At 74.5% G+C, this 22,865-nt stretch carries 21 protein-coding genes; 7 read left to right on the top strand and 14 right to left on the bottom strand.

The genetic code is table 11. From position 1 onward, the window contains the following. Positions 1–6 precede the first annotated feature (6 nt). Positions 7–1,155: a transporter substrate-binding domain-containing protein gene (locus AWW66_RS06380; protein WP_067361201.1), complete on the top strand. Its 1,149-nt coding sequence runs from the start codon at positions 7–9 to the stop codon at positions 1,153–1,155. Further along, complete coding sequence (locus tag AWW66_RS06375) at positions 1,119–2,162, top strand: hypothetical protein (protein WP_067361100.1); 1,044 nt, start codon at positions 1,119–1,121, stop codon at positions 2,160–2,162. The genes AWW66_RS06380 and AWW66_RS06375 overlap by 37 nt, the downstream gene beginning before the upstream one ends. A gap of 36 nt (positions 2,163–2,198) precedes the next feature. On the opposite strand, the gene AWW66_RS06370 is transcribed toward AWW66_RS06375, so the two are convergent. Further along, positions 2,199–2,801, bottom strand: a complete 603-nt coding sequence (locus AWW66_RS06370; RefSeq protein WP_067361096.1) for a DedA family protein — start codon at positions 2,799–2,801, stop codon at positions 2,199–2,201. 129 nt (positions 2,802–2,930) lie between these two features. Here AWW66_RS06370 and AWW66_RS06365 point away from each other — a divergent pair, with 129 nt between their 5' ends. Then, complete coding sequence (locus tag AWW66_RS06365; RefSeq protein WP_067361094.1) at positions 2,931–5,096, top strand: APC family permease; 2,166 nt, start codon at positions 2,931–2,933, stop codon at positions 5,094–5,096. Positions 5,097–5,139: 43 nt separating this feature from the next. Here the strand turns inward: AWW66_RS06365 and AWW66_RS06360 are convergent, their stop codons facing one another. From AWW66_RS06360 to AWW66_RS06310, 11 genes are all read right to left on the bottom strand, one after another. Then, positions 5,140–6,333, bottom strand: a complete 1,194-nt coding sequence (locus AWW66_RS06360; RefSeq protein ID WP_083978272.1) for a zinc-binding dehydrogenase — start codon at positions 6,331–6,333, stop codon at positions 5,140–5,142. Then, positions 6,320–7,018: a GntR family transcriptional regulator gene (locus tag AWW66_RS33430; RefSeq protein WP_067361090.1), complete on the bottom strand. Its 699-nt coding sequence runs from the start codon at positions 7,016–7,018 to the stop codon at positions 6,320–6,322. The genes AWW66_RS06360 and AWW66_RS33430 overlap by 14 nt, the downstream gene beginning before the upstream one ends. 8 nt (positions 7,019–7,026) lie before the next feature. Then, positions 7,027–7,959 carry a 2-deoxy-5-keto-D-gluconate 6-phosphate aldolase domain-containing protein gene (locus tag AWW66_RS06350; protein ID WP_067361087.1) on the bottom strand — a complete coding sequence of 311 codons (933 nt, stop codon included), beginning with the start codon at positions 7,957–7,959 and terminating at the stop codon, positions 7,027–7,029. Continuing rightward, the gene (locus AWW66_RS06345; protein WP_067361084.1) at positions 7,956–8,957 is read right to left on the bottom strand and encodes an alcohol dehydrogenase catalytic domain-containing protein; all 1,002 of its coding nucleotides are present in this window, start codon (positions 8,955–8,957) and stop codon (positions 7,956–7,958) included. Before AWW66_RS06345 ends, AWW66_RS06350 begins: the two co-directional genes overlap by 4 nt. After that, positions 8,954–9,802 (bottom strand): carbohydrate ABC transporter permease, encoded by an 849-nt coding sequence (locus AWW66_RS06340; protein ID WP_083978269.1) that lies wholly within the window; start codon positions 9,800–9,802, stop codon positions 8,954–8,956. Before AWW66_RS06340 ends, AWW66_RS06345 begins: the two co-directional genes overlap by 4 nt. Next, positions 9,799–10,752 (bottom strand): carbohydrate ABC transporter permease, encoded by a 954-nt coding sequence (locus AWW66_RS06335; protein WP_083978268.1) that lies wholly within the window; start codon positions 10,750–10,752, stop codon positions 9,799–9,801. The genes AWW66_RS06340 and AWW66_RS06335 overlap by 4 nt, the downstream gene beginning before the upstream one ends. A 4-nt stretch (positions 10,753–10,756) precedes the next feature. Further along, a complete protein-coding gene (locus tag AWW66_RS06330; RefSeq protein ID WP_067361081.1) occupies positions 10,757–12,052 on the bottom strand; it encodes an ABC transporter substrate-binding protein in 1,296 nt (431 codons plus the stop codon). A 26-nt stretch (positions 12,053–12,078) separates the two neighbouring features. Continuing rightward, the gene (locus tag AWW66_RS06325; RefSeq protein ID WP_067361078.1) at positions 12,079–13,185 is read right to left on the bottom strand and encodes a 6-phosphofructokinase; all 1,107 of its coding nucleotides are present in this window, start codon (positions 13,183–13,185) and stop codon (positions 12,079–12,081) included. 2 nt (positions 13,186–13,187) lie between these two features. Further along, entirely contained in the window at positions 13,188–14,648 is a 1,461-nt protein-coding gene (locus AWW66_RS06320) for an aldehyde dehydrogenase family protein (protein ID WP_067361075.1), read from the bottom strand. After that, positions 14,645–15,934 carry a mandelate racemase/muconate lactonizing enzyme family protein gene (locus tag AWW66_RS06315; RefSeq protein WP_067361072.1) on the bottom strand — a complete coding sequence of 430 codons (1,290 nt, stop codon included), beginning with the start codon at positions 15,932–15,934 and terminating at the stop codon, positions 14,645–14,647. Before AWW66_RS06315 ends, AWW66_RS06320 begins: the two co-directional genes overlap by 4 nt. A gap of 346 nt (positions 15,935–16,280) precedes the next feature. Next, the gene (locus AWW66_RS06310; RefSeq protein ID WP_067361069.1) at positions 16,281–17,063 is read right to left on the bottom strand and encodes a DeoR/GlpR family DNA-binding transcription regulator; all 783 of its coding nucleotides are present in this window, start codon (positions 17,061–17,063) and stop codon (positions 16,281–16,283) included. A gap of 124 nt (positions 17,064–17,187) precedes the next feature. Here AWW66_RS06310 and AWW66_RS06305 point away from each other — a divergent pair, with 124 nt between their 5' ends. From AWW66_RS06305 to AWW66_RS06290, 4 genes are read left to right on the top strand one after another with little or no spacing between them, the layout of a single operon-like run. Beyond that, complete coding sequence (locus tag AWW66_RS06305; RefSeq protein WP_281179565.1) at positions 17,188–18,057, top strand: hypothetical protein; 870 nt, start codon at positions 17,188–17,190, stop codon at positions 18,055–18,057. A gap of 4 nt (positions 18,058–18,061) precedes the next feature. Then, positions 18,062–18,784 carry a sulfite exporter TauE/SafE family protein gene (locus tag AWW66_RS06300; RefSeq protein WP_083978266.1) on the top strand — a complete coding sequence of 241 codons (723 nt, stop codon included), beginning with the start codon at positions 18,062–18,064 and terminating at the stop codon, positions 18,782–18,784. Next, the gene (locus tag AWW66_RS06295) at positions 18,781–19,197 is read left to right on the top strand and encodes a YidH family protein (RefSeq protein ID WP_245647952.1); all 417 of its coding nucleotides are present in this window, start codon (positions 18,781–18,783) and stop codon (positions 19,195–19,197) included. The genes AWW66_RS06300 and AWW66_RS06295 overlap by 4 nt, the downstream gene beginning before the upstream one ends. Beyond that, positions 19,194–19,520: a DUF202 domain-containing protein gene (locus AWW66_RS06290; RefSeq protein WP_067361066.1), complete on the top strand. Its 327-nt coding sequence runs from the start codon at positions 19,194–19,196 to the stop codon at positions 19,518–19,520. Before AWW66_RS06295 ends, AWW66_RS06290 begins: the two co-directional genes overlap by 4 nt. Before the next feature lie 170 nt (positions 19,521–19,690). On the opposite strand, the gene AWW66_RS06285 is transcribed toward AWW66_RS06290, so the two are convergent. Both AWW66_RS06285 and AWW66_RS06280 read right to left on the bottom strand, forming a co-directional pair. Then, positions 19,691–21,469 (bottom strand): vWA domain-containing protein, encoded by a 1,779-nt coding sequence (locus AWW66_RS06285; protein ID WP_067361063.1) that lies wholly within the window; start codon positions 21,467–21,469, stop codon positions 19,691–19,693. Positions 21,470–21,553: 84 nt separating this feature from the next. Next, entirely contained in the window at positions 21,554–22,777 is a 1,224-nt protein-coding gene (locus AWW66_RS06280) for a serine/threonine-protein kinase (RefSeq protein ID WP_067361059.1), read from the bottom strand. Between the last annotated feature and the right edge of the window lie 88 nt (positions 22,778–22,865).

Genomic DNA, 22,865 nt, shown 5'->3' with positions numbered 1-22,865 from the left:
GTGCAGTTGAGCCAGGCAAGCGAGCCGGGTCCGGCCGGACCGACAGCGGCGGTGCCCGCACCGTCGCGCGCCACCCGGATCCGTCAGATCCGGTTGGTGGGACTGGTGGTCGTGCTGGCCGTCCTGGTGGCGGCCGTGATCCCGATCGTGGTCGCGGTCGGCCCACCGACCCGCGACGAACTGCTGGAACAGGCCGGCCTGAAGGGCCGGCAGTACCTCCGCATCGGCGTGAAGGACGACCAGCCCGGCATCGCCCAGCAGTTCTCGAACAACGTGTGGAAGGGCTTCGACATCGAGATCGCCTACATGATCGCCGGCTATCTCGGCATCGACCGGTCCCGGGTGCGCTTCCTGCCGATCGAGAGCGAGGACCGGGCCCGCCGCCAGGCCCGCGAGGGCGACGGGTTCGTCACCGTCGACCTGGTGATCGCCTCGTACAGCATCACCCGGCAGCGGGAGGAGGAGGAAGGCGCCGTCTTCTCCGCCCCGTACCTCGCCACCGAGCAGTCGGTGGTGACGCTCAAGAGCGTCGAGGGCCGGGACCAGGTGAGCAGCCTGGAGGACCTCGCCGGGCAGCGGGTCTGCACGCTCACCACCTCGACGTCCTCCCAGCGCCTGCGGGAGGCGGGCGCGACGCCGATCGGCCGGAACAAGATCAGCGAATGCATCCAGCTGCTGTACGACGGGCAGGTGTACGCGGTCACGACCGACGCGGCGATCCTCGCCGGCTTCGTCACCGGCGACCAGCCGAACGACGACGGCCAGCGCTTCACGGTCGGTCTCCGCAACGCCAAGCCGCTGCGGCACTGGGACATCGGCTCGTCCGCCCAGGAGATGTGGGGGGTCAACACCGGCTCCAACCTGGCGCTGCGGGACCTGGTCGACCTCGCGCTCTACGCCTCGGCCAAGGACGAGAAGAACACCGCCTGGGAGGACGCGTACGACGCCAACCTCCGGTGGCAGCAGCGCTACAACCTCCCGCAGTCGGTCGCGGAACAGCAGCAACCCGAGCCGAGGAAGGTGGAGGTACGGCAGTGGCCGTGGGAGAGGATCGCGCTACCGGTCCCGGCGCACCCCGGATCGTCGCCAAACCGGGTCACCCGGGCCGGCCGCGTCGGATGGCGGGGGCGCGGCAGGCGCAGCAGTGGCTGCTGACCCTCCTGCCGGCCTTCCCCGTCCTGCTCCTGGTGCTGCGGCTGTGGCAGCTCAGCCGGCAGGACATGTCCACCATGCTGCTGCTGGTGCAGTACGTCAGCCCGCTCGGCCTGCTCAGCGCCCTGTTGATCGCCCTGCTCTGGGCGCTCCCGCTGGCCGTGCTCACGTTCGGCGTGCTGGGGCGGCTGCTGCGGCTCAGCGCGCCGGACCGGTTCGAGCCGGAGCGGTCGCTGCTGGCCTCCTGGACGGCGCGCACCCCGGGCTGGGTGCTCACCGCCGGGGTCGCCCTGGGGGCGCTCACCTGGCAACTCCGGTTCCTGCCGACGTTGCTGATGCTCGGGCTCTGGCTGCTCGCCCTGCGCACCCGCTACCTGTTCCCGGACCAGCCGACCCGGATCCTGCTGGTCAGCGTGGGATTGCCGGTGGCGGCGGCGGTGCTGGCGTACGCCGTGCTGGGCCCGGCGATCTGGGCGGCGGCGTCGCGGGGCGAGGTGACCACGGCCGCCCTGCTGGCCGTGCCGCCCGCCGCGTCCGTGCTGCTCACCGGCCCGGTTCCGGCCCGCGTCGCCCCGACACTGACCCACGGTCTGGCCTACGTGGTCGCCGCCGTGCTCCCCCTGGTGATGGGGGCGGTCTTCCTCCGGGTGCCGGTGCTGCCGACGGCGGCGGTCGAGATGGGCGCGGCGGAGCCGGCCGATGGTGCCCCGGACGACGGGGCGGAGCGGGCGTCGGCCGATCCGGCGGCCCCGGAGGTGCTGGTCGGCGCCCTCATCACGGTCACCGACACGTCGACGATCGTGCTGGACGAGACCGGCGTGGTGCGGTTCCTGCCCAACGGCCGGGTCCGGTCGCAGGCGCTCTGCCCGCAGGACGCCGGGGCGCCGTACAGCGTGGTGGCGGTGCACGGCTGGCCGGTGGAGGCGACCGCCCTGGACTGGATGATGCCGCAACGACCCCTCGCCGACCCGGACGTACGCTGCGACGGCCGGGCCCCCACCGGCGGGTGACGGCCGGTCCACCGGCCGGCGGCACGGCCACCCCGGTCAGCGGTGCCGCCGCCGGTACCAGGACACCAGCAGCACGCCGAGCACGACCAGGCCGAAGAGGGCGAGTTGCGCGACGCCCAGCCGCTGGTCCAGGTACCGCCAGGAGGCGGCCCCGAGGTAGCCCACCAGGGACACGCCGGTGGCCCAGAGCGTCCCCCCGACGAGGTTCGCCCACGTGAACGACGTGCGGGGCATCCCGCTGGCCCCGGCGACCAGCGGCACCACCGTGCGCAGGACGGCCACCCACCTGCCGAGCAGGACGGCCAGCGCGCCCCACCGGGTGAGCAGGCGCCGGGCCCGGCCCAGGTCGGCCCGGCGACGCAGGAACCGTGGGCCGTGCGCCAGCGCGGCCGGCCCGAACCGCCGGCCCACCAGGTAGCCGACCTGGTCACCCAGGAACGCCCCGACCGTCGCGGCGCCGATCACCGCCCCGAGCGGCACCCCGCCCGCGTGGGCCGCCACCCCGCCGACCAGGACCGCCGCCTCGCCGGGCACCACCAGCCCCACCAGCGTCGAGGACTCCAGCGCGGGCAGCACGAGGACCACGGTCAGCACCGCGAGTGGCGGCAGGCCCGCGAGCAGGGTCAGCAGCCGGTCCACCCCGGGATTGTCGCCCGTGGGGCCCGTCGAGCCACACCGTTCGGGGTTCTTCGCCGAACGTCGCCTGCGCCGCCGTGGTTCCTGCGATCGTCGGTGGTGCGAGCGGCGCGGTGGCAACGCGGAGGTGCGGTGGGCACGCCGAGGGATGATCGGGAGGAGAAGACCCCGGCCCCCTCGACGACCCTCAGCCCCTCCGCGGAGTTCCCACCGCTGTCCGCGGGTGACCTCGCCGCCCTGGGCAGGCTCGGCCGGCAGTGGCGGCTCAACGACCGGGTCCGGGCTCTGCCGGTGGACCCCGGGGTCAGCGAGGTGCGGCGGCCGACGGACACCACCGGCGCCGGAACCGGCCCGCCGGGGCCGTTCCAGCCGGAGCATCCCGGGTACCTCGCCGCCACCGCCGGCGCGGAGCGGGGGGACACCCCGCCGGGCCGGGCCGCCGGGCGGCTGCGCCGGCTGCTGCTCGGTCCGCCGCTGGCCAGCGCGGCCGTGCTGCGGGAACGGATGCCGAAGCTCGTCGCCCTGCCGGTGCTCTCCTCCGACCTGTTGTCCTCGGTGGCGTACGGGCCGGAGGCGATGCTGACCGTGCTGCTCCTCGCCGGCAGCGGCGCGCTCGGGCTGTCGCTGCCGATCGCGGCGGCCCTGGTGGTCCTGATGGTCACGGTCGGCGTGTCGTACCGGCAGACCGTCTACGCCTACCCGCACGGTGCGGGGTCGTACCTGGTGGCCAGCGACAGCATCGGCCCCCGGGCGGGCCTGGCCGCGGCGGCCGGCCTGATCCTGGACTACATCCTGACCGTGTCGGTCTCGGTGGCGGCCGGGGTCGCCGCGGTCACCTCCGCGCTGCCCACGCTCACGCCGCTCGCGGTGCCGCTGGCGCTGGCGGTCATCGGGCTGCTGCTGGCGGGCAACCTCCGGGGCGTCCGGGTCGCCGGCAACGTCTTCGCCGCGCCGACGTACCTCTTCCTGGCCGCCGTCGTCGGGCTGGTCGCCGTCGGGCTCGGCCAGGCCGCGGCCCGGGGCTTCACCCCCGTCGCGCCCGCACCGACCCCCGCCGTGCAGGGGCTGAGCCTGCTGCTGGTGCTGCGGGCCTTCGCCTCGGGGGCCACCTCGATGACCGGCATCGAGGCGGTCTCCAACGCCGTGCCGGTCTTCCGGCCCACCGAGTGGCGCAACGCGCGCACGGTCCTCACCTGGATGGTCGGCATCCTCGTCGTGCTCTTCGTCGGCCTGACCCTGCTGATCCACCTCAACGGCCTGGTGCCCCGGCGGGACGAGACCCTGCTGTCGCAGCTCGCCCACCGCACCTTCCCGCACGGCCCGTGGTACCCGCTCATCCAGGTCGCCACGGCGCTCGTCCTGCTCTTCGCGGCGAACACCGCCTTCAACGACCTGCCGCGTCTGCTGTACTTCATGGCCCGGGACAGCTACGTCCCCCGCCGGTTCCTGCACATGGGTGACCGGCTGGCCTTCAGCAACGGGCTGGTCACCCTCGCGGCCTGCGCCGCGCTGATCGTCGTCGCGTTCGGCGGGCACACCCAGTCGCTGATCCCGCTCTACGCGGTCGGCGTCTTCCTGGCCTTCACCCTCTCCCAGGCCGGCATGGTCAACCACTGGCGCCGCCACCGGGGTGCCGGCTGGCGCCGCCGCGCCTGCCTCAACGGCGTCGGGGCGCTGCTGTCCGCCGTGGTGCTGCTGACCGCCGCGGTCACCAAGTTCGCCGAGGGCGCCTGGCTGGTGGTGCTCGCCGTCCCGCTGCTGGTCTGGCTGTTCCTCCGGGTCCGCCGGCACTACGACCGGGTCCGCGACGCGCTGAGCCCGCAGGCGGCGGTCCTGGCGCACCCGCCGCGCGCCGGGGTCGCCGCCGACCCGGCCGCCGTCCTCCCGCAGCAGGTCCGGCACCTGTTCGTCGTCCCGGTGGTCCGGCTCAACCAGGCGGCCCTGCGGACCCTCGCGTACGTCGGCTCGCTCGGGCAGCCGACCCTCGCCGTCCACGTCAGCCCCGAGGAGCAGGAGGCCCGCCGCTTCCACGACCAGTGGGACGCCTGGGGCAACCACATCCCGCTGGAGACGATCCTGTCCCCGCACCGGGTGACCGTCGCCCCGCTGGCCCGGTACGTCCGCGCGCTGCGGCGCGGCCGGCCCGACGTCACCGTCACGGTCGTCGTGCCCGAGGTGGTGGTGGAACACCCCTGGCAGCGGGTGCTGCACCACCGCACCGAACGCCGCCTGCGCCGGGCGGTACGCCGGGTGCCCGGCATCGTGGTCACCAACATGCCCACCCACCTGCCGCGCTGACCGGGCCGGCCGACGGGCTCCGCCGGTGGCCGGCCCGCCGGGCTCAGCCCTGGCCCACCCCGGCCAGGTCGCCGACGCCGGTGGCGAGGTCCACCCCGTACGGGGCGAGGAAAACCTTGTCGGCCGTGCCGGACCGCTGCTCCGCCAACGCCGCCGGCAGCGCGTCGAGCCCGAAGAACGCCGGGGTCAGCCGGTCCAGCGGCAGCGTGGGCAGCAGCCCCACCGCCCGGTGATGGGTGTACGGGTTGATCAGCGCGCCGACGATCGACAACTCCCGGGAGAAGATCTCGTTCGGCCGGATGGGCACCTCGTCGTCGGGGTGGGCGACCCCGAACACCAGGATGCGTCCGCCCCGGGACGCCAGGTCCAGCGCCGCGCGCAGCACCCGCCCCGAACCGACCGCGTCGACCACGTACGGGAACCCGTGCCCGCCGGTCAGTGCCCGCGCCGCCGCCTCCGCCGTCGGGTCGCCGGGGTCGAACACCGCGTGCGCGCCCATCGCCAGGGCCAGGTCACGCCGCTGTGGCCGGGGGTCCATGGCCACCACCGGGGCGAGCCCGGCGGCGCGGGCCAGCGCCACCATCATCGCCCCGGCCGGCCCGGTGCCGTACACCAGCAGCGGCAGGCCCGAGACGGGGGCGAGCCGGTCCATCCCGTGCACGCAGCAGGCCAGCGGCTCGGTCAGCGCCCCGATCCACGGCACCGTGCCCGCCGGCAGCCGGTACGCGATCCGCCCCGGCACGAGCTGCCGCCGGGTCATCCCGCCGTCGAGCCGCACCCCGTACCCGCGCCGGTGGTCGCACAGGTGTTCCTGGCCGAGCCGGCAGTACACGCAACCGGTGCAGTAGTGGTGCGGCTCCACGGTCACCAGGTCGCCGACGGCGAGCCCGTCGACCGCCGACCCGACCGCGGTGACCCGGCCGCAGACCTCGTGCCCGAGCACGACCGGGCGGGCGGCCGGGAAGTCGCCCGCCACGATGTGGCCGTCGGTGCCGCACACCCCGACGGCCAGCGGGGCGAGCGCCACCTCGTGCGGCAGCGGGTCGCGGGCCGGCACCTCCTCCAGCCGGACGTCGGCGGGTCCGTGGAACCGGACCGCCGGCACCGTGCCGGCGCTCGTCGCCGGCACCGAATCAGCAGCCGGCGCCGACGTCTGCGGCGGGTCAGCGGCCGGCGTCGACGTCTGCACCCGGTCAGCGGCCGGCGTCGACGTCTGCGGCGGGTCAGAGGCTGTCATGCAGCACCTCCTTGAGCCGGCGGATGTGGGCCAGCGCCGCCTCGGCCGCGCCCTCCGGGTCGCCCGCGCAGATCGCCTCGAAGATGGCCTGGTGCTCGTCGACGGCGAGCATCATGCCGCCCCGGACGCTGGTGGACCGCATCGCCAGCCGGACCCGGCCCTGCACCCCGTCGAGCATCTGGGCCAGCACCGGGCTCTGCGCGGCCTGCCGGATCTCCTGGTGGAACGCCGCGTCCAGCTCCAGGTGCCGGGCGAAGTCGCCGGCCTCGGCGACCGTCCGGTGCTCGGTCAGCAGGCCGAGCAGCGTCCGCCGCAGCGCCGGGGTGTACCGCTGCGCGGCGAGCCGGGCCGTCGCCCACTCCAGCGCCTCCCGGGCCTCGTAGAGGCTGACCAGCTCCGCGCCGCCGATCCGGGCGACCACGGCGCCCCGGTTCATCGTCTCGGTGGCCAGGCCGTCCTGCACCAGCCGGATCACCGCGTCGCGCACCGGGCTGCGGCTGACCGAGAACTCCTCGGCCAGCGCCGGCACGCTGAGCCGGACGCCGGGCCGCAGCTCACCGGAGACGATCCGGTCCCGGATCGCCCGGTAGATCACCTCGCCGGCCCGGACCGACTCCTCGGCCGGCGGTCGGGCCGGCGCGTCGGTCACGGTGGGCTGCTGCGGGGGGATCGACGTGGACGTCACGGCTGACCTCACTTGGTGAGCGTGCCGGCCGACCCGGTGCCGGCCGTGGCGGTGGACGCGACGTGACCGGCGGCGGTGAGGAAGCAGGTGGCGAACCGGCGGTAGGTGGCCGCCACCGTGGCGACCGCGTCCGGACGGGTCACCGCGCCGGACAGCAGCCCACGCAGCGCGTCCCACCAGATGCTACGACCGATGGCGAAACCGGTGAAGCCGCCGGCCGCCGCGTCGCGCAACCAACCGTCCACCGTCTCCGCCGGGGCGTTCGCCCCGAGCAGGATGCACTCACCGCCGGTCGAGGCGGCCAGGTCGGCGGCGGCCCGGTAGTGCGCCACCTCGGCGAGGTGCTCCAACTTCCACACGTCGACCGGCAGCCGCGCCGACAGCTCCGCCATCGCGCGCAGGATCAGCTCGGGCCGCAGGTGCCGGTCGAACGCGGCGGTGTCCCCGCCGACCGCGGCGAGCTGCGCGGGGGTCGGCGGCACCAGCACCTCGACCAGGAACCGGCCACCGGCGTCGCGGGCCGCGGCGGCGACCTCGGCGAGCCGTTCGCGCTGCACGGCGTTGCCGTCGCGGTCGCCGTCCACGTTGTACCGGATCAGCACCTTCGGCAGCGCGGGCGCGTGGTGCCGAAGGAACCCGGGCAGGTCGGCCGGCTCGGTCTCGTAGACGTCGAGGCCACCGCGCTCCAGCGGCATGCTGAGCGTGACCCGGTGCGCGTGGGCGCGTTCCGGCACCCCCGGGCCGAGCAGGTCGTCGACCAGCACGGCGGCGTGCTCGCGCAGCGCGGGCGCGTCGGCCAGGGCGGCGAGCAGGCCGTCGAGGACCATGTGCTTGCCGTCGGCGACGGCGGACCGTTCGGCGACCGTGGCCGGGCCGGTGTGGCCGTACAGGGCCTTGGTCAACCAGGGGCGCTGGTCCATGGCGAGGATCAGCAGGCTCATCGGGCGTCCTCCGTGACGATGCAGGGCTTGACGTGGTCCCCGGCGACGAACCGGGCGAACGCCTCGGGCAGGTCGGCGAGGGGCAGCGGATGGGTCAGGGTGTCGCGCAGCGTGGCGCCGACCGCGCGCAGCAGCGCCCAGTTCTCCGGCACCTCGCTGATGGGGAAGTAGAACGAGCGCACCGTGAAGCAGTCGGTGCGCCGCCAGCGCGGGGTCGCCGGCATGGTGTACGGCTCGTTCGACTCGCCGAGCGCGACCACCGTGCCCCCCGGGGTGACCACCCGCTGGGCGGTCTCCCGGGCGGCGGCGGCTCCGGAGACCTCGACCACCAGGTCGTACTGGTTCTCCCGGGTCAGGTCACCGGCGGCGGACGCGCCGAGGCGCACGGCGGTGGCGAGCCGCCCGGGATGCGGGTCGTACGCGTGCACCTCGCCGACGCCCAGGTGCGGCGCGACGGCGACGACGCCCAACCCCAGCGGGCCGGCCCCCACCACGAGGGCCCGCGCGACGTCGCCGTCGCGGGTGCGCCGGGCCAGCCGCAGCGCGTGCGCGGCGGTGCCCACGGTGTCCAGCCCGAGCACGGCGACGTCCAGCGGGACGTCGTCGGGCACCGGCAGGACGCAGCGGGCCGGCACGTCCACGTGCTCGGCGAACCCGCCGTCGCGCTGCCAGCCGACGAGCTGCCCCAGGTCCAGGCACTGGTTGGTCAGCCCTGCGGCGCAGCGCACGCAGGTGCCGCAGTAGACCGGGATGTAGACGATGGCGCGGGTGCCGGCGGGTACCTGGACGCCCTCACCGGCGGCGACGACGGTGCCGCCGATCTCGTGGCCCGGCACGACGGGCGAGCCGGCGGCGAGCAGCCGCTTGTCGGACCCGCACAGCGCGCAGACGTCGACCCGCAGCCGGACCTCGCCCGGCGCGACCGGACCGAGGTCCACCCGCTCGAAGTCGATCCGCCCGTCGCCGGTGAACCGGGCCCGGGAACTGGTCGTGGTCACTTGACCGCACCTCCGGTGATGCCCCGGACCAGCCAGCGCTGCGCGAAGACGGTGAGCAGCAGCGCGGGGGCCGAGATCAGCGTGCTGGCGGCCATCAGGCCACCGAAATCGTTGGAGCCCTGGCCGATGAAGTTGAAGGCGATGACGGTCAACGGCAGCGTCTCGGTGGTGGCCAGGGCGAGGGCGAACAGGAAGTAGTTCCACGAGAAGACGAAGCTCAGCATCAACGCCACCGACAGGCCCGGCAGGGCCAGCGGCAGGGCGATCCGGGTGAACCGCTGCCAGGCGTTCGCGCCGTCGATCAGCGTCGACTCCTCGATGCTGATCGGGATCTCCTCGAAGAAGGGGATCAGCAGCCAGATGCAGAGCGGCATCGTGATGATCAGGTGCGCGACGATCAGCAGCCCGTAGTTCAGCGCGGTGTTCGACGGCGCGTCGATGCGGACCGACAGGATGAACAGCGGCAGCACGAACAGCACGCCGGGCGCCATCCGGGCCAGCAGCGTCAGGAAGCCCAGGCCGGGCAGGTTGCGCCGGACCACCACGTACGCGGCGGGCACCCCCAGCAGCAGGCCGAGCAGCGTCGAGCCGCCGGCCACGACGAAGCTGTTGACGATGTACCGGCCGAACTCGAACCGCTCGAACAGGGCGGTGTAGTTCTCCAGGGTCAGCGCCGAGGTCACCGCGAACAACGAGCCGGTGATGTCGACGTTGCGCCGCAGCGACGACCAGAGCATGAACAGCACCGGGCCGAAGAAGACCACGGTGAAGACCGCGTAGGCGGCGTACACGCCGAGGTTGCGGCGGCGGGACCGCTGGGCGGGACCCGCTCCGACGGTACTCACTTCGCCTCCCGGCCGCGCAGCCAGGTGAACAGCCCGGCGATCCCGATGACCAGGACGAGCAGCGTGATCTGCAACGCCGCCGCGTAGCTGGGGGCCTGGTCGATGAAGGCGGCCCGGTAGCCGTAGACGTTGAGGGTGTTCGTGGCGTCCACCGGACCCCCCTGGGTCATGATGTAGATGGTGTCGAAGAACCGGACCAGGTCGACCGTGCGCAGCAGGATCGCCACGGTCAGCACCGGCCGCAGCAGCGGCAGGCCGATGTTCCAGGCGGTCCGCCAGGGGCTCGCGCCGTCGATCGCGGCGGCCTCGAACGGCTCCTCGGGCAGCGCCCGGATACCGGCCGAGATGATCAGCGCCATGAACGGCGTCCACTGCCAGATGTCGACCAGCGCGATGGACCAGGGGGCGATGTCCGGGTCACCGAGCCACACCACCGGGTCGATGCCGACCGCGCCGAGGATCTGGTTGGCCGCGCCGAGCGTCGGATCCATGATCAACAGCCAGAGCAGGCCGACCGCCACGCTCGCGGTGATCGCCGGGATCAGCATCATGCCCTGGAAGATCCGCCGGCCGGGCACGTCGAGGCTCATCACGTACCCGAGCACCAGGCCGAGCACCGTCTCGACGACGAGGCAGACGACGAAGAGGAAGATCGTTACCCGCAGCGCGTTCCAGAACTCCGGGTTGGCGAACATCTCCCGGTAGTTGCCCAGGCCGAGCAGGCCGGCGTTGGTGCCGTCCGGCTGCCGGTCGCTGACCGACAGCCAGAGGGTGTAGACGATCGGTACCAGGACCAGGGCGGCGGTGGCGAGCAGCGCCGGCAGGACGAAGGGCAGGATGCCCCGCGCGGTCGGGTCGACCCGACGCCGGCGCCGTCGCTGGGGTGGGGTCGGCGCCCCCCGCTCCGGCTGTGCGGAGCGGGAGACGGCCGACGGTGTTGTGGTGACCACGACGTCACCCCTCGTTCTTGGCCAACTGCGGGGCGAGGCCGTCCTGGATCTGCGTGGCCGCCTCGGCGGGCGACGCCCGGTCCAGGATCACCAGGCCGACCGCGTCACCGATGATCTTGCGCATCTCCGGTGCGGCCACGCCGACCGGGCCGACCTCGGTCGAGCCGGTGGTCTGCGCGGAGGTCAGCACCTCGTTCCACTCCGTGAGCAGGTCGGTGTCGAGCGAGGCGGTGTACGCCTCGGAGCCGGCCACCGAGGTGCGCGGCGGGGCGATGCCCGACTCGGTCAGCTTCTGCTGGGTCTGCGCGCTGGTCGCCCACTCGACGAACTTCCAGGCGGCGTCCTTCTTCTGGGAGAACGACGAGATCGCCAGGCCCCAGGACAGGATCGTGGTCCGCGAACCGGCCGCCCCGGCGGGGAACGCGACCACGCCCAGGTTGTCGGCGACCTTCGAGGTCTTCGGGTCGGCGATGCTGCTGACCTCGTTGCTCGACTCCAGCATCATCGCCGCGTTGCCGGCGGCCATCAGCGCCGAGGACTGGGTGAAGGTGTTGTTGACCACGCCGTCCGGGCCGTACTCGCGGGCCAGGGTGGCGTACTGGTCGATGGCCTCGACGGCCCGCGGGTCGTCGAAGTTGGGGGTCACCCCGTCCTCCTTGGTCCACGCCACACCCCGGGAATGCAGGAACGGGCCGAAGGTGAACGGCAGCGCCGCCGACTGGCCGCGCAGCGCGATCGGGGTGACCTGACCGCCGGAGCGGTCCTTGATCGCCGCCGCGGTGCTGGTCAGCTCGTCCAGGGTGGTCGGCGGGGTCAGCCCGTACTCCTGGAACAGGTCCTTGCGGTAGTAGAGCACCACCGCCTCGACGTTGATCGGCGCGGCGACCTGCTTACCGTCGACGACCATGCCGGCCCGTACCGCCTCGGGGAAGTCCTCGGCGTCGTAGTCGGCGGCCCCGGAGACGTACGAGTCCAGCGGCTCGTAGTAGTTGGCCTTGGCGAACTGCGGCCCCTCCCGCGACGGCAGCGCCATGAACACGTCCATGGCGGAGCTGCGCGACTGGAGGTTGAGCTGCACCTTGTCACGCATCTGCTGCTCGGCGAAGGTCTGCACCTTGACCGTGATGCCCGACTCCCGCTCGAACTCCGGGATCAGCGGCTCGATCGCGCGCTGCCAGGGGTGGTTGGACATGATGAGGTTGATCTCGTTGGACGACCCGCCCGCATCGCCGCCCCCGCAGCCGACGAGCAGCCCGCCGGCCATGGCCAGGACGACCCCGGCGGTGAGATATCTGCGCATGGTCTTGCCCTTCCGTGTTTCTCGGTTCAGCCGAGCAGGGGTTCCAGCCAGCGGTGGAAGTCGTCGAGCTCGGTGGGGTGGGTGGTGCGCCACTGCTCGGGTACGGTCCGGGTCCGCCCGGCCACGTCGGCCAGTGGCACCGGGTCGTACCCGACGTCGTACGAATCGCCGGGCCGCCGGTGCAGCCCGACCAGGACACCGCCGGCGCGGTCCAGCAGCAGCCGGGCGGCCCGCCGCCCGACCTCGGTGGCCTCGCGCCGGTCGACCTCGGAGGCGAGCGCGCCGGCACTGCGCTGCGTCATCCCGAGCACCTCGCCCCGGGCGGCGACGCCCAGTTCGGCGCCGACCGTGCCGGCCAGCACCCGGGACACGCCGCCGAGCAGGATCCGGGTGTGGTTGCCCGCGTGGAACGGCTCGTCGGTCAGCCCCGGCGCGGCCCCCTCGCTGACCACCACGAAGGCCCGGCCGTGGGTGGCCAGGGCGTCGGCGACCCGGTCGAGGAAGACCGTCCGGTCGAACGGCACCTCCGGCAGCAGCACCAGGTGGGGCGCGTGCGCCGGGTCGTCGGCGTGCCAGGTGGCGGCCAGCGCCAGCCAGCCGACGGAGCGGCCCAGGGTCTCCACGATCCGGACCGGCTCCACCCCGGCCATCGCCGCGTGGTCGCGGGCCAGGTCCGGCACGACCCGGGTCAGGTACCGGGCGGCCGAGGCGTACCCGGGGCTGTGGTCGACACCGACCAGGTCGTTGTCGACGGTCTTCGGGATGCCGACGGTGACCAGCGGCCGGCCCCGGGCGGCGGCGCGCTCGCCGAGCGCGTGCAGCAGCGCCATCGTGCCGTTGCCGCCGATCAGCGACACCCCGTCGACCTCGTGCCGGTCGAGGGAGTCCAGCGCCGCGTCGAGGTCGTCGACGGTCACCGCCCGCCGGCCCGCGCCCAGCCAGGAGCCGCCCCGCCGGGTCGCCGCCGCCGGCACGTCGGCCGGCGTGACCGGGGTGAACGCCCCGGCGACCAGACCGTCGGGGCCGCCGCGCAGGGCCAGCACCTCGTGCCCGGCGGCGGCCGACAGGAAGCCGTGCAGGCTGGCGTTGACCACGGCGGTCGGCGCGCCGGTCTGTCCGATGAGCAGCCGCATCGTCAGCCCTCGACCGGTCGGGCGGCCACGCTGGCGAAGCTCTGGAACGTCTCCAGGCCGGGCCGGCCGCCCTCGTACCCGAGACCGGACTCGCCGAGTCCGCCGAAGGGCACCCACGGCGTGTTCGGCGTACCGGTGTTGATCCCGACGATGCCGGCGCGCAGCCGGCCGGCGACGGCACGGGCGGCGTCGAGGTCGGTGCCGCAGACGTACCCGGCCAGCCCGTACCCGGTGGCGTGGTGCAGCCGGAGCACCTCGGCGAGGTCCCGGTAGACGTGCACCGGGGCGACCGGTCCGAAGATCTCCTCGGTCATCGCCCGGCTGTCCGCCGGGGCGTCCAGCAGCACGGTGGGGGTGGCGTAGTGCCCGGCGGCGGGCAGTGGCGCGTCGGCGGTGACGGCGCGGGCGCCCCGGTCGACCGCGTCGGCGACGATCGCGGCCATCCGGGCCGGGTCGCCGGCCGGGGCGAGCGGCCCCAGGTCGGTGTCCGGGTCGGTGGGGTCACCGACGCGCAGCGCCCGGGTGGCGGCGACGAACGCGTCGACGAAGTCGCCGGCCACCTCGGCGGCGACGAAGACCTGGTTGGCGGCGATGCAGGACTGGCCGTTGTTGCGGTACTTGGCCACCACCAGGGTCTCGGCCGCCGCCTGCGGGTCGGCGTCGGGGAGCACCACGAACGGCGCGCAGCCGCCCAGCTCCAGCACCGTCCGCAGGAAGTGCGGCGCGGCCTGGGCGGCGACGAGCCGCCCGACCCGGGTGGAGCCGGTGAACGAGACGACCCGGACGGCCGGGTCGGTCAGCCACGGCGTCACCACGTCCCCGGGGGTACCGAGCACGGTCGAGAGCAGCCCGTCGGGCAGGTGCCGGGCACAGACGTCGGCCAGCACCATCGACGACAGCGGGGCGAGCTCGGACGGCTTGAACAGCACCGGACAGCCGGCCGCCACCGCCGGGGCGATCTTGCGGGCCGGGATGGAGACCGGGAAGTTCCACGGGGTGAGCACGGCGGCCACCCCGAGCGGCCGGACGTCGACCTCGTGCCGGATGCCGGGCACCACGTCGAACCGCTCGGCCCGCTGCCGCTCCAGCAGGTCGGCGGTGATCCGGAAGTACGCGACGGTGAGCCCCAGCTCGGCACGGGCCTCGGCGAGGCGCTTGCCGGTCTCCCGGGTGATCAGGGCCGGCCACTCGTCCCCGCCGGCGAGCTGCTCGACGGTGTCGGCGACGGCCCGCAGCGCGGCGGCCCGGTCGGCGACCGGGGTGGCCGCCCAGCCGGCGGCGGCCCGCTTCGCGGCGGCGAGGGCGGCGGCGGCCTCCGCCGGACCGCCGGTGGCGACCTCGGTGACGGCGGCCCCGGTCGCCGGGTCGTGCACGGCCAGCGGGGCGCCGCCCGCGCCGGCGTGTCCGGCGACCCGCACGGCGGTGGCGGCGGCGAGGACCTGGGGGACGATGGGGTCGGTCACGGGATCTGCTCCTCGTAGCGGTCGAGCTGGTCGGGGTCGAGGTCGACGCCGAAGCCGGGGCGGTCGGGAACCCGGACGGTGCCGTGGTCGGTGAGCAGCGCGTCGGCGGCGGCGCGCAGCGGGTTGGAGCGGATGTCCCACTCGACGAGCCGGGTGGCCCGGGTGGCGGCGGCGGCGCAGACCGTCGCGGCGGTGGCCACGGCGCCGTTGTAGAGGTGCGGGTTGACGGTGTGCCCGGTGGCGGCGGCAGCCGCGCGGACGGCGAGGAACTCGGTGATCCCGCCGACCTTGCTCAGATCCGGTTGGACGATCCGCACCCCGTCGCCACGCAGGTACGGCGCGAAGGCCGCCGCGCCGTACAGGTTCTCCCCGGTGGCCAGCGGCATGCCGGTCCGCCGGGCCAGCTCGGCCAGCTCCGCCGGGTGGTCACCGGCGAGCGGCTCCTCCAGCCAGGCCACCCCGAGGTCGACCAGGGCGGGGGTGGCCGCCAGCGCCTCGTCCAGCGACCAGGCCTGGTTGGCGTCGGCGAAGATCTGCGCGTCGTCGCCGAGCACCCTCCGGGCGGTCCGTACGTTCGCCAGGTCGGTCTCGGTGCCGAAGCCGACCTTGACCTTCACTGCGGTGAGGCCGAGGGCGGCGCACCGCTGCGCGGTCTCGGCGACGCCGGTCGGGCCGAGGCTGGAGCCGTACACCGGGAGTTCGGTGCGGACGTCGGGGTGGTCGGCGAGCAACCGGGTCAGGCCGACCCCGGCGTGCCGGGCGGCCAGGTCCCACAGGGCCAGGTCGACGCCGCTGACCGCCTGGTGGATCGGGCCGGGCGCGCCCCACTGCCGGCCGAGCGGGCGCAGCCGGCGCAGCAGGGTGCGGTGCGCCTCGGCGGGGTCGGCGAACCGCCGGCCGACCAGCAGCGGGGCGACCCCCTCACGGATCGTGGCGACCCGCTCCCGCCAGGCCCAGGACGGGTAGTTGGCCCAGGTCTCGCCGACCCCGACCGCGCCGTCGGCGAGTTCGACCTCGACCAGGAGCATCACCCGGTGGGTCAGCGGGGCGAAGGACATCGCGATGTCCTCGGCCGGGCGGGCCCGCAGCACCCGGCAGCGGACGGCGGTCACCGGCGCGTCCGGCAGCGCGACGGGGGCGGGCGTGACGCCGCCCGTCGCGGTGCCGGGCGCGACGCCGTCCGTCGCGGTGCCGGGCGCGACGCCGTCCGTCGCGGTGCTGGGGGAGCCGGCCGGGGCAGGCGGCACGGCGGTGGTGTTCCCGACGGCTGCGGACGTCCGGCGCATCTGCTCCCTCTCTCACAACCTGGCGAAGTTGCATGCAGTCTTGAACGCCAGTGTCGTGCTCGTCAAGAGCCTGTAACAAACACGTGTCCGAGACCGGCGGACCCCGCGCGAGGAAACGGGCCCGTGGCACCCGGGGTCGGGGTGGGTCCGGTGAACGACCGATGGAACCGCAGGTCGACGCGGTGCCGACGCCCGGCGGAGGGACCACGGGGCGTGGTCGACGCACGGCCGCCGACCCCGGCTTTCGGCCGGAGCCCGCAGCGGCGCCCCGACCCCGGCCTCACCCCCGGCCCTGGCGACGGCCGCCCGGTCAGGGCGCGGACCGGACGGCCGTCGCCGGGCGGGGTCAGGCGCGGACCAGCCGGGTGCCGCTGCGGCGGGCGGCGTCGGCGACGGCCGGTGGCAGGTCGACGTCGGTGACCAGGGTGTCGATCCGGTCGAAGGCGCACACCCGTACCGGGGCGCTGGCGGTGAACTTGCTGCCGTCGACGACCAGGACGATCTCGTCGGCGATGTCCATCACCGCGTGCTTGGCGGTCAGCTCGACCTCGGAACGGGCGTAGACCCCGCGCTCGTCCACCGCGCTGGCGCCCAGGAAGAGCATCCGTACCCGCATCCGTTGCAGCAGGTCGAGGGCGGCGAAGCCGACCATCGCCTGGTTCTCGTGCAGCAGCTCGCCGCCGATGCCGATGACCCGGGCGCGCGGCCGACCCAGCATGTGCGCCAGCACCGGGACCGAGTGGGTGACCAGGCAGCCGTCGAACTCGTCGGGCAGGGCGTGCGCCACCGCGACCGCGGTCGTACCGCTGTCCACGCCGATCGTGTCACCCGGTCTGACCAGGCCGGCGGCGGCCCGGCCGACGGCCCGTTTGGCCTCCGGGTGGGCCTGGGCGCGCAGGGCGAAGGTGGGCCCGGCGGGCCCGTCCGGGGGCAGGCTGACCCCACCGTGGACCAGCATCGCCTCGCCGGTCTCGGCCAGTCTCCGCAGGTCCCGGCGGACCGTCATGGGGGAGACGCCGAGCTGCTCGGCGAGGTCGGTGACCGAGAGGAAGCCCGACCGCCGCAGGGCGGCCATGATCTGGGTCCGGCGCTGCGGAGCGCCGTCGTAGCGCAGGGACTCCAGGGTCACGCCGGGGACCTCTCTCTGTGCGGCGGATGTGCGGAAAGTCTAAACCACCCGACCCGTCTGGTTGATTTCTAACAAAGGATGTTAGCTTCGGTCACCCGTTGTTCCGTTTCCGGGAGGATGACCCGTGACGACCTTCCCCGCCTCCGCCCTGGCCCGCCCCTCCGGCGGCTACGCCATGCTCGCCGTCGACCAACGCGAGGCCCTGCGGGCCATGTTCGCCGCCCACCAGTCGGCACCCGTCACCGACCAGCAGCTCACCGACTTCAAGGTCGCCGCCACCCGGACGCTCAGCCCGTACGCCTCGGCCGTCCTGGTCGACAAGCAGTTCGGCTGGGACGCCGTCGTCGCAGCCGGCGTCACCGACCCCGGCTGCGCCCTCATCGCCGCCGCCGACGCCTTCACCGGCAGCGCCACCGAGTTCGTCGCCGACGTCGCCATCGACCCCACGGTCGACCCCGCCACCGTCCGGGCGCAGGGCGCCAAGGCCCTCAAGCTGCTCGTCCTCTGGCGCCCCGACGAGGCCCCCGACGGCCGGATCGCGCTGGCCACCGACTTCATCGCGCGCTGCCGCGAGCACGGCCTGGTCAGCATCATCGAACCGGTCAGCCGGGGCCCCCGTGACGGCGGCGCGTACGACCACGAGGCCGGCATCCACGCCGCCGCCCGGGAACTCGGCTCGCTCGGCGCGGACCTGTACAAGGCCGAGGTCCCCACCCACGGCAAGGGGACCGAGGCGGAGATCCTCGCCGGGTGCGAGCGGCTCACCGAGGCCATCACCGGCCCCTGGGTCGTCCTCTCCTCCGGCGTCCCGGCCGACCTGTTCGGCCAGGCCGTGCGGACCGCCTGCCGGGGTGGCGCGTCCGGCTTCCTCGCCGGTCGGGCCGTCTGGGCGTCGGTGGTCGGCAGCCCCACCCTGGAGGCCGACCTCGCCGCCGTCTCCGTCGACCGGCTGCGCCGGCTCGCCGACATCGTCGACGACGCCGTCACCCGCTGACACCGTGCCGGTCGGCGACGTTCTCGCGGTGGTCGCCGTGGCGCTCGGCGCCACCGCGCAGCGCCTCACCGGGCTGGGGTTCGCCCTGGTGGCGGCCCCCTTCCTGGTGGTGCTGCTCGGCCCGCGTACCGGCGTCACCCTCGCCAACGTCCTGTCCATCGTGCTCTGCCTGATCGTGCTCGCCAGCACGTTCCGGCACCTGCACCGCCGGCTGGCCGCCGCGCTGGTCGGCGGCGCGGCGCTCGCCGTACCGGTCGGCGCGCTGGTGGTCCGGACCCTGCCCACCCCGGCGCTGCTGATCGGCGTCGGCACGCTGACCGCCGGCTCGGTGCTCTGGGTCGTCACCGGCCGGGCGCTGCCCCTGCTGCGCCGCCGGGGCGGCGCCGTCCTCGCCGGTGTCGCCTCCGGCTTCTGCAACACCACCGCCGCGACCGGCGGACCGCCGCTGGCCGTCTACGCGGCCAGCACCGGCTGGCCGCACCGCGCCTTCGTACCCAGCGTGCAACTGGTCGGGCTGGTCAGCAACACGCTCTCCGTGGTGGTCAAGGGCACCCCCGCGGTCTCCTGGCCGCTCGTCGCGGCCTGCGGCCTGGCGATGGCCGCCGGCCTCACCGGCGGACAGTTCCTCGTCCACCGGGTCAGCGATGCCCACGCCCGTCGCGCCATGCTCCTGCTCGCCCTCGGCGGGAGTCTGCTCGCCGTCGTCAAGGGGGTGACGTCCCTGTGACCGTCCTGCGTCGTGGCCGCCCCACCGCCGGAGCCGACGAACCGGACGACGCCGGCCCGGTCCGCCGGCCCGAGCGTCTGTTCGCCGAGGGCACCGACCCCGACCCCCGGTTCAGCCTCGCCAACGAACGCACCTTCCTCGCCTGGATCCGCACCTCGCTGGCGCTCTTCGCGGCCGGGATCGCGCTGGAGGGCCTGAACCTCCCGATCCATCCCGGGTTCCGGCTCGCCGCCGCCGTCGTCCTGATCGCCCTCGGCACCCTCACCCCGGCCCACGCCTGGTACGGCTGGCTGCGCACCGAACGGGCGCTGCGCCTGGAGCGGGGACTGCCGCCACCGACCACCATGGCGGTACCGCTCGCCGTCGGGCTGCTGACCGTCGGCGCCCTGATCGTCGCCGGACTGCTGGGGTGAGCCGGCCCGGCCTGCACGTCGAGCGGACCACCCTGGCCTGGCGCCGGACCGCCGCCGCAGCCGCGCTCGCCACGCTCGTGGTGGGTCGGATCCTGGCCCCCCACCTCGGGTACGCCGCGCTGGCCGTCACCGCCCCGGTCGCCGCCGGGGCCCTGGTGGCGGTGATCGGGGTGCTGCCCCGCCGCGCGTCCGCCGCCCGCCCGCCGGCCACCGCAGGCGTCTGCCCACGACCACCCCGCCCCGCCCCCGCGCTGCTCGCCCTCCTGGCGGCCACCACCGCGCTCGCCGGTCTCGCCGCGGCGGGCGCCGTCCTGCTCACCTGACCGCCGCTCGGTCCTCTGGCGGCTGGCGCAGCGCGTCGTCGAGACGTACCGGGCGCCGCACGTCGTCCCGGCGGTCCCGAGGGACGTCACCGACCTGCGCGACGCCTTCGCCGGCCACGACCGCCCCGACCAGCTCTGAGCGGGGCGGCCCGCCGTGGCGCGGCGGACCGTCAGAAGCTGCTGACCAGCTTGACGAACGCCTCGTCGATCTTCGCGGGGTCGGTGGCGTCGAACGCCTTGCCCGCCGACGCCTTGGCGATCTGGTCGAGGATGGCGAAGTTCGAGTCCCGGTCGAAGGCGATGCAGAACACCTTCACCGGGCGTTGCGGGTCCAGTTCGACGTCGGCGAGCAGCCGGGCCAGGTCGTTGTCCTTGCTGTACTCGTTCTCGCCGTCGGTCAGCACGACCACGGCGTTGATGCGTTCGGGGTCGTACCGGTCGACCAGGTGCCGGTGCGCGGCCCGGACGGTCGTGTAGAGGGCGGTGCCCCCCTCCACGTGCAGCCCCTCGATGCGGCTGGTGATCCGCTTCTGGTCGAAGTCGCCGAGCCGGACCTCCTCCCGGTACGGCCCCGGTGCCCGCCCCGGGTCGTCTGACGAGAACGACCAGAGCCCGACCCGGTCCTCCGAGTTGAGCAACGCGAGGCCCTTGCCCGCCGCCGTGGCGGCGACCTGGAACCGGGTACGGTCACCGACCGCCGCCTCCATCGACCCGGACGTGTCGAGGGCGATCAGCACGTTGGCCTTCTTCCGCAGCGTGCTCCACTTGTTCAGCATCGCCTCGACCACCTGCGGCTCCGGCGGCGAGAAGTAGGTCAGCCCGCCCGGCGGCTCGGTGCCGACGCTGTCCAGCAGCTCCGCCGAGGCCCGGTGCTCGTGGTCGCGGAAGCCGAGGCGGGTGAAGCTCTCCTGCTGGGGGCCGTCGGTCAGGAAGTCCAGGAAGTCGGCCGCCGCCGCGCGCTGCCGCTCGTCGGCGGAGGGGAGCACCACGAACGGGTGGTCCAGGTTGAACGTGCCCTCCTTCGGGTGCACGGCGACCAGGGGCACGTTCGGCCGGCGGGCCGGTTGACCGTCCGCCCTCGGGCTCAGCTCGCCCTCGTTGTAGAGGTGGACCAGTTCCTCCTGCATGACGATGGCGCTCATGTCGCTCGTGCCGCCGGCCAGGTCGACCTCGGCGAGGTCGCGCAGCAGGTCCACCGAGTCGTCGCTGTAGTGCGACACGTTGGCCTCGATGCGCCGGACGAACTGCGTCACCGCCGGGTTGGCCAGGTCGGAGCGGGTCAGGTCGCTGGCCCGGTTGACGGCGGCGTAGTAGGTCGCGATGGTCGCGGCCAGCCCGGAGGTGGACAGGTTCGGGTTGTCCTTGCCGAAGGTGAAGCGCCCCCACTCCGGCTTGCCGAAGCTCTTCCAGCCCTCGCGGCCGGAGAGGCCGAGCAGGTCGCCCCAGCCCAGGGGCCCGCGCTGGCGGACGACGTCGGCCTTGGGCTGCGGCATGGCGATCACCAGCGGGCTGTTCACGATCGACGGGTAACGGTCCGGGGTCTGCGGCGTCCGTCCGGCGGCCCGGTCGAGCAGGTGGAGCTGACCGGTCCACAGGCTGGACGTCGGCAACCAGACCTGCGGCGGCGGCAGGCCGGTGCCGCGCCAGTCGGTGGCCAGGGCCTCCGCCGCCCGGCCCGAGTTCAGCGCGCTGACGTGGACCGTGGCGCAGCCGCCACCGGGCAGCGGCCGGGCGCTGGCGCTGTACCGCTGGGCCAACTGGACCAGCAGTTCCGCCTTCTCCGTCGAGGAGTTGACCTCCAGGGTCACGGTGCAGGACGCCCGGGGCTGTCCGGTGTCGGCGGCCCGCTGCTGGACGAGGACGAACGCTCCGGCGATGACCACCAGTCCGGCGCTGACGGCCGCCGTGTACGGCAGCCACCGTCGCGGACCCGTCGAGGTTGCGGCCATGCGGGAGCCTCCTTGCTGGTCGACCGGTGGCAGTCAACCTATCGGTCGCCCGCCACCCGGGCGATCGGTCGCACGGACCATCGGCTAGGTCTGGTGGGAGCGACCGCCGAGCGCCACGGCGAGCAGCAGGCGGACCAGGTAGACCACGACGAAGGTCGCCGCGCCGGCTGCGGCGGCGTCACCGACCAGGCCCGAGGCGAGGTAGCCGGCGGCGGCGCCGACCGACCCGAGGAAGATCGCCGTCGAGACGCCCCAGGCGTCGGTGGCCTCCCGGCGCAGCCGCCGCCCCCAGCCGTCGTCGGTGGCGGCGGGCCGACCCTGCCCGGCGGCGGGCGCCGTCGGGGCGTCCTGCCCGCCGGTACGGGCCTGCACCGGGATCGTCGGCGTGGGGATCGGCAACGGCTGGTTCGGTGTCGGCGCGCCGGCGGTCTCGTGCCCCACTTCGAGCATGGCCTCCCGGCGGTGCGGGCCGGCGGCCGTGGCATCCTGCCCGAGCAGCCGCATCAGCACGTGCTCGGCCTCCGGCCGGTCCGCCGGATCCTTGGCCAGGCACTGACGTACGAGATCGTCGAGGTCGGGCGGGAGCGGTGGCAGGTCGGGCGGCTCGTGCACCACCCGGTGCATCACCGCGAACAGCGAGTCGTTGCCGAACGGGGGTCGACCGCCGGCGGCGAAGGCGATCGTCGCGGCCCACGCGAAGACGTCGCAGGCCGGGCCCACGCCGTCGTTGCGGAACCGTTCCGGCGCCATGTACGCGATGGTCCCCACCACCTGGCTGGTCACCGTCTCGGTGACGCCCACCGCGCGGGCGATGCCGAAGTCGATCACCCGTGGGCCGTCGCGGCCGAGGACCACGTTGTCCGGCTTCAGGTCGCAGTGCACCACGTGGGAACGGTGGATCGCCGCGAGCGCGGTGGCGGTGCCGACGGCGAGCCGGTGCAGCGCGTTGCCGGTCACCGGGCCCTGCTCGCGGACGTGGCGGAACAGGGTGGGGCCCTCGATGAACTCGCTGACCACGTACGGCCGCTCGCCGTCCACGTCGGCGAAGAGCACCTGCGCGGTGCAGAACGGGGCGACCCGGCGGGCGGCGGCGATCTCCTTCATGAACTGCGACCGGGCCCGGGGATCGCGCAGGTCAATGTTGATCATCTTGACCGCGACCCGGTCGCCCTGCTCGTCCTCGCCGAGGTACACCACGCCCTGACCGCCGGCGCCCAACCGACCGAGCAGGCGGTACGGGCCGGCGGTGGGCGGATCGTGCGCCCACAGCGGGGCGAGCCCCGGCGGGCCACCGGCCAGTTCTGTCATCCCGACCCCATCAGCGTCTGTCCCACTCGGCGGAGCACACCGGACATGGTGCCATGCCCGGTCAGGTCCACGGCGTCCGTCCGCCCGG

Source organism: Micromonospora rosaria, from assembly GCF_001567585.1.
GTDB classification, from domain to species: Bacteria; Actinomycetota; Actinomycetes; order Mycobacteriales; family Micromonosporaceae; genus Micromonospora; species Micromonospora rosaria.
This window is presented reverse-complemented; position numbering and strand designations above follow the sequence as displayed.